Origin of the sequence: Natronoflexus pectinivorans (assembly GCF_004345615.1) — a bacterium.
In the GTDB taxonomy this organism is placed as follows: domain Bacteria; phylum Bacteroidota; class Bacteroidia; order Bacteroidales; family Marinilabiliaceae; genus Natronoflexus; species Natronoflexus pectinivorans.
Map to the genome: position 1 here is coordinate 87559 of NZ_SLWK01000004.1, position 12367 is coordinate 99925.

At 38.4% G+C, this 12367-nt stretch carries 9 protein-coding genes; 5 read left to right on the plus strand and 4 right to left on the minus strand.

All coding sequences use genetic code 11. The features are described 5' to 3' along the window. Window positions 1-313: 313 nt before the first annotated feature. On the minus strand, window positions 314-1105 hold the full coding sequence (locus tag EV194_RS07150) for a head GIN domain-containing protein (protein WP_132433355.1): 792 nt from the start codon (window positions 1103-1105) through the stop codon (window positions 314-316). Between the two features lie 333 nt (window positions 1106-1438). On the opposite strand from EV194_RS07150, the gene EV194_RS07155 reads away from it, so the two are divergent. Further along, window positions 1439-1975, plus strand: a complete 537-nt coding sequence (locus EV194_RS07155) for a nitroreductase family protein (protein ID WP_132433356.1) — start codon at window positions 1439-1441, stop codon at window positions 1973-1975. Window positions 1976-2335: 360 nt separating this feature from the next. Here the strand turns inward: EV194_RS07155 and EV194_RS07160 are convergent, their stop codons facing one another. Next, a complete protein-coding gene (locus EV194_RS07160) occupies window positions 2336-3313 on the minus strand; it encodes a DUF6588 family protein (RefSeq protein WP_132433357.1) in 978 nt (325 codons plus the stop codon). A 152-nt stretch (window positions 3314-3465) separates the two neighbouring features. Here EV194_RS07160 and EV194_RS07165 point away from each other — a divergent pair, with 152 nt between their 5' ends. The 4 genes from EV194_RS07165 (at window position 3466) to EV194_RS07180 (ending at window position 9873) form a co-directional block, all read left to right on the plus strand. Continuing rightward, window positions 3466-5502 (plus strand): M3 family metallopeptidase, encoded by a 2037-nt coding sequence (locus tag EV194_RS07165; RefSeq protein WP_132433358.1) that lies wholly within the window; start codon window positions 3466-3468, stop codon window positions 5500-5502. A 519-nt stretch (window positions 5503-6021) separates the two neighbouring features. After that, a complete protein-coding gene (gene kamA / locus EV194_RS07170; protein WP_132433359.1) occupies window positions 6022-7359 on the plus strand; it encodes a lysine 2,3-aminomutase in 1338 nt (445 codons plus the stop codon). 70 nt (window positions 7360-7429) lie between these two features. Next, a complete protein-coding gene (gene ablB / locus EV194_RS07175; protein ID WP_132433360.1) occupies window positions 7430-8245 on the plus strand; it encodes a putative beta-lysine N-acetyltransferase in 816 nt (271 codons plus the stop codon). 254 nt (window positions 8246-8499) lie between these two features. Continuing rightward, complete coding sequence (locus EV194_RS07180) at window positions 8500-9873, plus strand: sodium:solute symporter family protein (protein ID WP_243699356.1); 1374 nt, start codon at window positions 8500-8502, stop codon at window positions 9871-9873. An 81-nt stretch (window positions 9874-9954) separates the two neighbouring features. Here EV194_RS07180 and EV194_RS07185 read toward each other — a convergent pair whose 3' ends face one another. Next, window positions 9955-11139: a glycoside hydrolase family 88/105 protein gene (locus EV194_RS07185; RefSeq protein ID WP_132433362.1), complete on the minus strand. Its 1185-nt coding sequence runs from the start codon at window positions 11137-11139 to the stop codon at window positions 9955-9957. Window positions 11140-11199: 60 nt separating this feature from the next. Next, entirely contained in the window at window positions 11200-11949 is a 750-nt protein-coding gene (locus EV194_RS07190; protein ID WP_132433363.1) for a rhamnogalacturonan acetylesterase, read from the minus strand. Window positions 11950-12367: the final 418 nt, after the last annotated feature.

Consider the following 12367-nt stretch of genomic DNA (forward strand, 5'->3'; position numbering starts at 1 on the left):
TCAGTACTCCTGTAAGAATTAAATGTAAAATTAAAAGTGTAATCTTCGGGAAAAGAACATTTTGAATAGATTAATTTATATTTCATAATTTTAGTTATCGCTATTTATTGATTAACATATCACTCAAATGAAAAATAAAAAATCGTGCTTCGTTTGTAACGAAATCATTGAAATAGAAGAGATAACATACAACAAAGTAGTTAACCTCCCCGTTTGTAAAAAATGTAAGAATACTGAAAAAGAAAAAAGCGCAGAAACCAGTGCTCTGGACTCGTTGGGCGAAGGTTTTGTTTGTGGATGTATTTGAAAATAATCAATAGGAAATAAAACGCTGAATGATTCCATCTCCCTGAATACTTTGGATAAGCTCAGGATATCCAGTGTAAAACACTCTACCAGAACCATCAATAACTACATTTAACAGCTCATCTGCGTGACAATAAATCAATCCCGACCCATACAAATAAACCCTTGTACTGTTTGCCTCCAAATGAATTCCATCAATTATACCGGAACCTTCCTGAACCAGTCTTAATGTATCCACCTTACCCTTAAGTGATGTTTCACCAGAACCAATTTGTCTGACAAAAAAATTCCCAAACAAACCTTTTAACATCGCTCTGGCGCCGCTTTCTGAAATATAATTAAAATCATCTACTTCGATGCTGTCAGTTTCTATATATGATCCTCCGGTATTATTTATTCTTAAGCGGGGAAGATTAAATTGTGATAATCTGACTTTTCCATTTCCACTGTTATCAATACTAGACAAAACAGGTGTTGAAACAAGAATATTGATGGCATTAACCGGGTGTAGATTGAAATTATTGCGTCGACGAATAATCAGTCTGGAGTTTTCGATCTCAGTAACAACATAAGGAATTAAATTTGCATCTCCTGTAACGGTAACTCCCCACTCCTCCCCTTGGATAATGGTAACTACAAAATCATTAAGCACCTCTACTTCCCGAAATGTACCGGTTTCCCGAACATTTTCTGTCAGAATTCCGTCACCAAAAAGATCAAGATTAATTATTCCTTCACAAGAAATGAACAGAAAAGCACCGAATAAAAAGCACCTAGTATTGCGAAGGAATATACTCATATATGTACAACAAATTAACTTCTGTTTGTCACAAAGTTACTTACAACCATTGAAAATTGCCAGAAATTAATCTTTATTGACAATTAAAAAACCTAAATAAATTGCATTGAAAAGTTTTTTTTCTATCTTTACAATGCTTTTGGTTTAATATTTAAAGAGAAGGGGATGGTAACTTCGGTTACAATCCCCTTATTCATTTTTATAAAACAAAGAGATTTCTTTATGAACCGTGCATAAGCGAGAGACTCAAATCAAGAAATTGGATTCCGGTATCATCAGGACTCAAACATGTTTTCCCAATCCATCCCAATAACTTAAACAAATTAATTTCTAATGAAAGTTATGGACGTCTTCAGAAAAAGAGAATCAGTAAGATCTTACAAATCAGAATTGGTTAGTGAAAAAGAACTGCTTGAAATACTGGAAGCAGGCCGAATTGCTCCATCAGCAGTAAATTTTCAGCCATGGCGGTTTATTGTAATCGATGACCCCGAACTTCTGAAAGAAGTAAATAAAGCATATCCCAGAGAATGGTTTAAAACTGCTCCCCAGGTAATTATTGTATGCGGAAATCATGATGAATCATGGAAACGTAAACTGGACAACAAAGATCATTGCGATATTGACGTTGCCATTGCCATTGATCATATGACGCTGGCTGCTGCAGAAAAAGGAATCGGCACTTGTTGGGTATGTAATTTTAATCCGACAATTATACGAGATGTGCTAAATCTTCCTCAGGAACTGGAGCCTGTTGCATTGCTCCCTGTCGGATATCCGGATAACCCTGCTCAAGCAGAAGTAAAAATGCGAAAACCACTATCAAAAATTGCTTTCAGAAACTCACTTAATAATCCCTTTCAAATATAGCAAGTCGGTGATTTTGCAATAATTAGTGATCGACTTAATAATATAGATTTCTCGCTCTGCTCGAATTGACAAAACTTTCAGAAAGTCAAGGCGAGTGATTGGGTGATGGCGGCTTCACCGCCATCGCCCAATCACCTCTCACAACGAAAAAGCCTGTCATTTCAAGCGAAGCGAGAAATCGATTACATGATTACTAATTTAGAAAAACTTAGTCGGGCAGTAGTGATTTTGAAGTATCAACACTTTATAATACAAGGAGAAGCCGCATAACCGAATAGCTATAAGGCTTATCCTTTTTCATAAAATCATTCTACACCCAATCATTCATTTTTAAATGAATAGATTGCTGGCATTGATCTATCATCGCATATTTATGCCAACTCCAAAAGTCAACATGGAATAATCGCCTACGGTATAATCCCCATGGAAAGCAATAACTCCCAAACGCAAACGCATTCCGGCATTAAAATCAAACCCGTTTGTTTTATAGGAGAGAGAAATTGGGTCATTACCAAGAACAGGACCATAATCACCTTTTAAGTCAAAATCACTATTGGTTGAATTATATCCCATTCCGGTATAAATAGAGATAAAGGGAATATTTACCCCCAAAAGGAAGCGCGTGGTTAATGCACCTGAGGAAATATCAAGACTCTGGTTTGAACCTTCACCAAACTGCTGAACCGAGACGTCACTTCCAAACCTGGTGTAACCAACCAAAACACTGGAATTTATTAATGGCATGTGCCTAATAACAGGAATGTACTCCTTAACACTATGACGAACTCCAAAACCCCACAAATTAACTTTTCCGGCATCTCCTGCGGAGATGGTTGGAATAATTCTGGCAGAAACTTCAGTTCGGTATGGCAAACCTACACCTATTTGAAGCAAAGGCAAAGGAAAACGGTCGAAACCGGTTCCATTGGGCATTTCAAATGATTGCTCGGCATTTTCAGGTCCATATAACAAAACCGGTCTGTCGGACATTTTCCCGGCAATGGTAGGAGCTATACTTACGTTTTCATCCTGCAATCGCCAATTTCCTTCAAGATTATTTAGATCAAAACTTTTCCCGGAAGAAGGAACACTTACCATGTTTACGTTAAAAGTCAGATTAAATCCGGCCACACGATGAACCCTGGCAGAGGTGTACCAGCCACCATTCAATGACGTACCCAACATCTCTCCATAAGGTTTCAGATATGCTTCCGAAAGAATGGTTGCATCTTCAATTCCCATTTCAAGAAAACGGGTAACATCCTTCTGCGCATAAGAAACATTTAAAGAGAATATAAAACCTGCTCCCAACAGCAAGAAACTTCTAATTAATTTCATAACATATAGTATTTGATTAAACAAAAAGCAACATGGTTGCTTCTACAATTATAGCAACACATTTATTAAGTAACAAAAAAAATAGTTGCTCGTTCATTATTGATTCGTTAAAATTGCAACTTAATATATAACCAGAAAACAGAGACAACAACATGAATAATATTTTAAACCAACAGTTTAATACCCCTTACCAAACCCCACCATTTAATGAGATCCAACCGGAACTTTTTCTCCCCGCTATTAAAGAAGCCATCAAACTAGGGATAACCGAAGTCCGGGAAATCATTGAAAACAGTCAAAAACCTGATTTCAGCAATACCATAGAGGCACTTGAGAAAACCGGCAAGCAACTAAGTCGCATCAGCTCCATTCTTTTTAATATGAATGCTGCAGAAACCAGTGATGCCATTCAAAAGGCTGCTCGGGAAGTATCGCCACTGCTATCGGAATATGCCAACGACATTTGGCTGAATGAAGCTTTGTTTGAGAAAGTAAAATCCGTTTACAGTATAATGGGAACGCTTAAATTATCGGAAGAGCAGCAAACCTTGCTGGATAAAACCTACAAAGGTTTTATCAGAAAAGGGGCACTTTTAGATGAAAAACAGAAAAAGAGATATCGCCAAATAACTAATGAATTATCTCAACTATCCATTCAATTTGGAGAAAATCTGCTGGCCGAAACCAACGATTACAAACTTCACATCACAAAAGAAGAAGAGCTCTCAGGATTGCCTGAAGCCGTTGTTGAAGCTGCAGCACATCTTGCCAAAAATGAAGGAAAAGAAGGATGGATGTTCTCGCTCCACATAACCAGCTTTATGCCGTTCATGAAGTACGCAGACAATCGCAAGTTAAGAGAGCAGCTTTTTCGTGCGTATTCATCACGATGTAATCATGATAACAAACACGACAACAAAGAAATAATACTAAAGCAAACCGCGCTCCGTCTGGAAAAAGCGCAGCTCCTGGGATTTAAAACGCATGCTCATTATGTTCTGGAGGAACGTATGGCACAAACCCCGGAAAAGGTCAATGATTTTCTGGAAGAGTTGTATTCAAAATCATTTGAATATGCAAAAAATGATATTGAGGAAGTGAAAGCATTCGCCAAAAATGAAGGTTTTAATGAAGAACTTCAACGATGGGACTTTGCCTACTATTCAGAAAAACTAAAAACGGCACGTTTTCAGTTGGATGATGAAATGACCAAACCCTACTTCCAGCTTGAAAAAGTTAAGCATGGAATATTCAACCTCACGAATAAGATGTGGGGGCTAAGCTACAAAAGAAATGATAAGATACCATTGTATCACTCCGATGTGGAAGCGTGGGAGGTTTATGATGAAAATGACGACATGCTCTCCATATTGTATCTTGATTTTCATCCGCGAAAATCAAAACAGGGAGGTGCATGGATGACATCATTTCGTGACCAGCATGTGGAAAATGGCATGAACGTTCTTCCACAAATTTCTGTTGTATGCAATTTTACAGAGCCCACCCCTACCCGACCATCATTACTGACTTACAGCGAACTCACAACCTTTTTACACGAATTTGGACATGCACTTCATGGCATGTTGAGTAAAGTCAATTATGAGTCGCTTTCCGGAACCAGTGTTTATCATGATTTCGTGGAGCTTCCGTCGCAAATAATGGAAAACTGGGCAAGGGAAAAGGAGTGGTTACAGGAAATTGGGATTCATTACCAAACAGGAGAACCAATTCCTGAAGAATTGATAAATAACATTTTAGCATCAGGCAATTTTCAAAGTGGTTACCAAATTATCAGACAACTAAGTTTTGGCTTTAATGATATGGCCTGGCACACAATTACAGAACCTGTAAAATCGAACCCGGTTGAATTTGAACATCAAGCCATGAAACGCACCGAACTGTTTCCTTTAATTGAAGGAACATGCATGAGCACTGCCTTCGGACATATATTTGACGGAGGATATGCCTCAGGGTATTATGGTTACAAATGGGCTGAGGTGTTGGATGCCGACGCTTATACCATGTTTAAAACACATGGTATTTATGATAAAACAATAGCCGGAAGATTAAGAGAAACCATCCTATCGAAAGGAGGAACCATTCACCCGATGGAGTTGTATAAATCGTTCAGAGGACAAGAGCCGTCAATAGAACCGTTGCTTGAACGAAGTGGAATAACCATGCACTAAAAATTTAAAGCAGTTAAGCAAACTCTCCTATTACTAAAGCAACTATTGTTGCTTTAGTAATAGGAGAGTTTCATTTAAGCCTTGATAAAAGAAAAAATACGACGTAACTTAATAGTAAAATCACACATAGGTTGTAAAGAAATCTTATTTTGAATCATCCTAAATCTAAAAAGAACAAGGCTTGCTCCATCACCCTCATTTCCTGTTTATTGAAACATTATAACTCATATCTAACAGAAAGCACAAACGAAAAAATCAAATATTTTCACTATATTTGTCGTACAGAACACATTTTAAATTGTCTTCCATTTTAGTGCCAAATCGGTTGACTTTTATAACCAACATCTTGAAGCTCTTAGTTTAACCGGCCATCTAATCAATTAAAAACAAAAGTTCTTTATTTACTTATCTCTGGCTGGTTAGTGTTTAATTACTATTTAAAAACGGACACCGACACTGGCATCAAATTCGAAAAAAGTGGAAGCAAAATAAAAAGAGCGACAAGAAAAATAAAAAACCATGGAGAAGATTTTCACAAAACACCAACAAGACATTGCTCATAAAATTGAGCCAAAATCAGCATTAAAAAATTGGAAAGACTGGAAATGGCACATGCGCCATGCCGTAAAAACAATAGAAGAGGTAGAGAATTTAACAGGCATAAAATTTGAGCCGGAGGAAAAAAAGCGGTTTCAGGAGACTCAAGATAAATTTCCATTATCCATTACACCATACTATCTTTCAATCATAAGAAAAGAGAACTACAAAAACGACCCGGTATTCAAACAAGCTTTTCTGGATAATCGCGAGTTAATCGTCGCCAACAGCGAAATGGGCGACCCCTTATCAGAAGACCATGACAGTCCGGTTCCTGGAATTACTCATCGTTATCCCGACCGGGTATTATTGCTTGTGAGCAACGTGTGTGCCATGTATTGTCGTCATTGTACCCGTAAAAGAAAAGTTGGAGACCAGGACTACATCCCAAATAAAGAACAAATAAAACAGGGCATTGAGTACATCAAAAACACACCACAAGTACGTGACGTACTTCTTTCCGGTGGCGACCCGTTCCTGTTATCAGATGATTATCTCGACTGGATTTTGACTGAACTTAGAGCAATTCCGCATGTTCAAATCATCAGAATCGGGACACGTACTCCGGTAGTTTTACCATACAGAATTACCGATGATTTGGTGAACATGATTAAAAAGCACCATCCGGTATGGATTAACACCCACTTTAACCATCCGAGAGAGTTAACCGCATCGGCAAAAGAGGCACTTGCTAAAATGGCCAATGCAGGGATTCCTCTGGGTAATCAGTCGGTGTTGCTTGCCGATGTGAATGATTGTCCCCGAATCATGAAAGACCTGGTACACAAACTGGTTATGAACAGGGTTAGACCATACTATCTATACCAATGTGACCTATCTGAAGGGCTCTCGCATTTCCGCACCCCGGTAGGAAAAGGAATTGAAATCATGGAAAGTTTGATTGGACACACCAGCGGTTTTGCAGTACCAACTTACGTGATTGACGCTCCCGGTGGCGGTGGAAAAATTCCGGTAATGCCTAACTACATCATATCCTGGAGTACAAATAAGGTTATACTGAGAAATTATGAAGGGGTTATTACAACCTACCAGGAACCTGAAAAATATGAATCCACCATTTGCGACCGCAACTGTAAAGATTGCAATCTGGAATTGGATGTAGAGAGCAGCGACGAATACAATGCAATTGGTATAGAACAACTCTTATCTGACTATGATGATACCATATCATTGGTTCCATCCAACAACGAACGATATGAGCGCAGAGGAGATGAAAGTCAGGATGGCGAGCAGAGTTAGATAGACAGACTTTGTTTTAAACAAACCACTGAAATTCACTGTTCACATTAGATAATTATACTTCGTCAATATGAGAAACATTAAATCAATTATATCACACTGTAGCGATAGCAGTCGTGTTTACTTGATGGATTTGCATCATGATGATTTTCCAAAAATCATCAGCATCATTGAGAACATGGCTGATGAAAACGGCTACACCAAACTCTTTGCAAAAATACCGGCCACTTACGGGCCGGCATTTTTAAATGCCGGATACATTATGGAAGCTTTAATTCCGGGCTTTTACAATGGAAGCGAAGACGCGCTCTTCATGATGAAATACAAAACAAAAGAGCGAGCGAAACCGGAATCTGAAGCTTTGGAAGCATTTCAGCAACTGTTGCTGAAACCGGCCAACACAAAAGAGATTCCGATGGATGATGAATACACGCTAAAACCACTGAAAGAAGCAGATGCCACAAACATGGTTCCTGTATTTAAAGAGGTATTTGAGACCTATCCATTCCCTATTTACGACCCTGACTACCTCGTTAAAACAATGAAAGAGGATGACACCAGGTATTTTGGTGCATTCTTTAACAATGAACTGATTGCCATCAGTTCAGCAGAATGCAACAATACCAAAAAAAACGCAGAGATGACCGATTTTGCTGTTATTCCGGCACACCGGGGAAAACGACTGGCAGTTCATCTCTTAAAATTCATGGAAGAAGAGTTGGTAAAAGACGGCTTTAAAACCTTCTATACCATTGCCAGGTTACACTCACTTTCAATGAATAAAACTTTTTACAATCTGGGATACAAATACTCCGGTACACTGCATAACAACACCCAAATATCGGGAAAAATTGAGAGTATGAACATCTGGTATAAAAGTAGATAGACGGTATGATTAGAAAGAGACTCCCTCAAAATTAGATTTTGAGTATGTGTATCTTTCAAATAGTAATTTCAAAACTAATAATTCACCCCTAAATCCCCTAAAGGGGACTTTAAGCCTCCCACTTGGGGGAGGTTTGGAGGGGTAAAACGAAGTTGTTAAGTACTAAAATCTCTTTTCAATTTAAAAACACATAACATCGCATTCTTACCATGCATATTATTGACCTGATAATTATCGTCCTTTACTTCACGATAATGCTCTTTATTGGATTCTGGTTTCACAAAAAAAACAACAACACTGAGGATTATTTTGTGGGCAGCCGAAAAATGACCAGGTGGCATTTGGGATTATCCGTTGTAGCGACAGATGTAGGCGGAGGTTTTTCCATTGGATTGGGCGGATTGGGCTTTGTGATGGGACTCTCAGGTTCGTGGATTCTGTTTACAGGTTTAATTGGCGCATGGTTAACCGCTGTTATTCTTATTCCCAAAGTACACAAAACCGGAGTTAAAAACGGGTTACAAACATTTCCGGAAATACTTAAATACAATTACGGAAAGACAGTTGCATTGGCAGCAGCTGTGATTTCTGCCATAGGATATATGGGTTTTACAGCCAGCCAGGTTTTGGCCGGAGCAAAATTAACATCAGCTACTTTTGTCGCAGTAGATATGACCGAGGCTGTCATTATAATGGGAGCCATTGCAGTAGTGTATACTGCTCTTGGGGGGATAAAGGCTGTTATTTACACAGATACCGCACAATGGATAATACTGCTTTCGGGATTATCTCTGGTGGGAGTTCCTTTTGCACTTCACAGCCTTGGAGGCTGGGAAGCAGCCAAAGTTTTCCTAACTACAGAAATGCTACAACTTACAAATGTAAAATTCACCACCATCATCAACTGGGCATTTTCCATTATTCCAATTTGGTTTATCGGAATGACCCTATATCAACGGATATTTGCAGCAAAATCTGCCAAAGAAGCAAAAAGGGCATGGTATATTGCAGGTGTGTTTGAATATCCATTTATGGCATTTCTTGGAGTTTTCCTGGGAATGCTGGCCAAAGCAGCTTTTAGTGCAGGTATTATTCCTGAAGCAGAAATGGCCATGGCCGATAACGAATCGGCCATGCCTCTGATGCTGAAACATGTTTTACCAATTGGTGCATTAGGATTAATAATGGCTGCCTACTTTTCGGCCATCCTATCAACTGCTGACAGTTGCCTGATGGCAGCATCAGGGAACATCAGCAGAGATTTGTTTAATTATAAAAAATCGAAAAATGCATTGAAAGTCGCTCAGTGGATGACTCTGGTTATTGGTATAGCAGCCATTTCAGTAGCTCTTTACATTCCTTCTGTTCTTGATTTGATGCTGCTTTCCTATGCATTTATGGTGTGCGGTCTTGTTGCACCGGTTCTTGGTTTTATTATTTATAAAAAGCCATCACCAATTGCAGCCATTGCAGCCATGATAACAGGCAGTAGTACCCTGGTCATTATTCAAATTTCGGGAATTAAACTGCCTTATGAGTTAGATGCAGTAGTTCCCGGACTACTGCTATCCTTACTGGTCATGTTCGTCATTCAAACCTTTAAACCAGAAAAAGAAGTATCAATCTAAAAATAAAGCACCTTCCGAATATGGTGAGCATTTTCGGAAAGTGCAATAACAGAAAAACAGCAACTAAATATTTTCAGGTTTCTATCTGTCCAACTCTAGTGCAGCTATTATAAAAGGAGCAACACCCTTAGGATCGTTAGGAACTACCTTTTCATTGACATAATACTCGAAAGAGCCATCTCTGTATGGATTTCCTCCCAAACCTGTGGCACCAACAATACCTGTCATGGTAATATGTCCATCTTCATCCACAATGATCAAGTGCTCCAGAATAGCATCAAATGATTCGTTCGCAACATCCAGATATCTTTTATCTAAATAGCCATTTTTGGCTCCCTTGGCAAAAACATAAGTAAACATCGCTGATACTGAACCTTCAATATAGTTTCCTTCTACTCCACCGTGATCAAGCACCTGGAACCACAGACCTGTTTCTGGATCACGAACATTCATGACTGCTTCAGATAGATTCTGAAGAATTTCAATTAACGCATCTCTGTCCGAATGATTGCGAGGCATAAAATCAAGAACATCTACAATCGCCATCATATACCATCCCATGGCACGCCCCCAAAAATGAGGTGATAATCCGGTTTCAGGATCAGACCATCTCTCTTCCCGACTCTCATCAATGGCATGATAAAGCAAACCAGTTTCCTCATCTAAGGTAAGTTGATACGCCAGCTTTATTTCGCTTGTCACCACATCAAACCACTCGGGTGCATTAAATTCCCGGGCATATTGAGCCAGAAAAGGCCCAACCATATAAAGACCATCAAGCCAAATCTGGTTTGGATAAATCTTTTTATGCCAAAATCCTCCCGATGGCGACTTAGGGTGTGTCTCCATCTGACGAACATGCTTCTCAATCGCTATACGGTATTTTTGTTCTCCTGTCCGCTTATATAAAGTGATGATGTTTTTAGCCGGATTTATACGATCTACATTATACTCGGAAATTCTGTAATGTAATACCGTACCATCTTCCTGTACAAAATAGTTGATCCAATCCTCCATGTATTGAGAATACTTTGGATCAATATCTCCAAGTTTATCTATTGCCTGGCCAACAAAAGAGACATCGTACTGCCAACGAATACGCGGATGATCCATTTTCAACAGCGTATCGTTACGAGCCATTACAGCTTCGGCCATTTTCACTGACCATTTAGTTTCATCCTGAGCAGTTTGGCTATTACTACCACCACAACCAAAAGTTAGCCCGGTTAGAATTACACTAATAATGATTAACGTCAAATTTTTCATTGTCCGAATTTTTAATATTATAAATTCAACTATATTTATTCTTAAAAACTGAATCTATTGTCAGTTCTTTATCTTATTTGCCAATTCAGGAATTTGGCTCCGGATTTCTGCCACAACCATATCTGAAATTCGAAAAGCTCCAATTGCTGATAAATGTGTATCATCAAGTATATGATCTGTCAAATCCGGGTATTCTATTTTGTTTATATGCAAAAATATTTTTTTTGACAGTTCCGAGCCTAATGTTTTAATATATCTCTTGCTTAATTTATGCAAATCAAACAACAAGACCTCTTTTTCTTGGGCAACTGATCGGACAACAGCCGGGTAATCTCCATGTGTGTCATAAAACACTCCGTCATCATTAAACCTGCGCCGAACTATTGAAGTTAAAAGTACAGGAGTTCCTCCTTTTTCAACTACATCATCCACCATTTTAATCAAATTATTCCTATAATCAGAAAACGGCGCAGCATAACGTGTAGAATCATCTTCTTTGGAATCATTATGTCCAAATTGAATGAACACATAATCTCCGGGTTTCAAACTCTCAAGCAATGTACTCCAGCGCCCCTCGTCTATGAAACTTTTAGTACTTCTTCCATTTACACCATGATTTTGAACAAAAACTCCTGGTTCAAAATAGAGAGGAAAGACTTGTCCCCATCCCTTTTCAGGATTTCCATGCCTATAAGGCTTATCGGCAACAGTGGAATCACCTGCAAGATGAATGGTAACAACCTCATTTTTGTTGCATGCAGCTAACGAAATTGCCACGACAAACAAAACAATAATTAAAGAACGATTCATCACAAAAACAATCTTAAGATAAGAAGTAAAGCCGGGATCAGTTCCCGTCACCCGGCTTTTACCACATCACACCTAACCTATATAAAAACTAACATCAAAACCCATTTCGTTACTCTCAAATAATGATTGCAATATACTCCAAAGGCATTATTATACAGATGGACAAATTACCCGAAAAAGTGTAATAAATTGTTACAAATAGAATCAAGTCTCTAACAAGCAACATATCTATCCAATATTGCTTTAAAACAACAATTCATCCCACTAATTGAATCAGAAAAGGTCATTTTTACAAAAACATTGTATCTACCTAATAGAATCAGGCCATACACTAAAGGCAAAAATTCACATTTCAACACATGAAATTTCTACATTTTAAATATATTTGGGCGATTATCTGCTATAGACATATATTTTG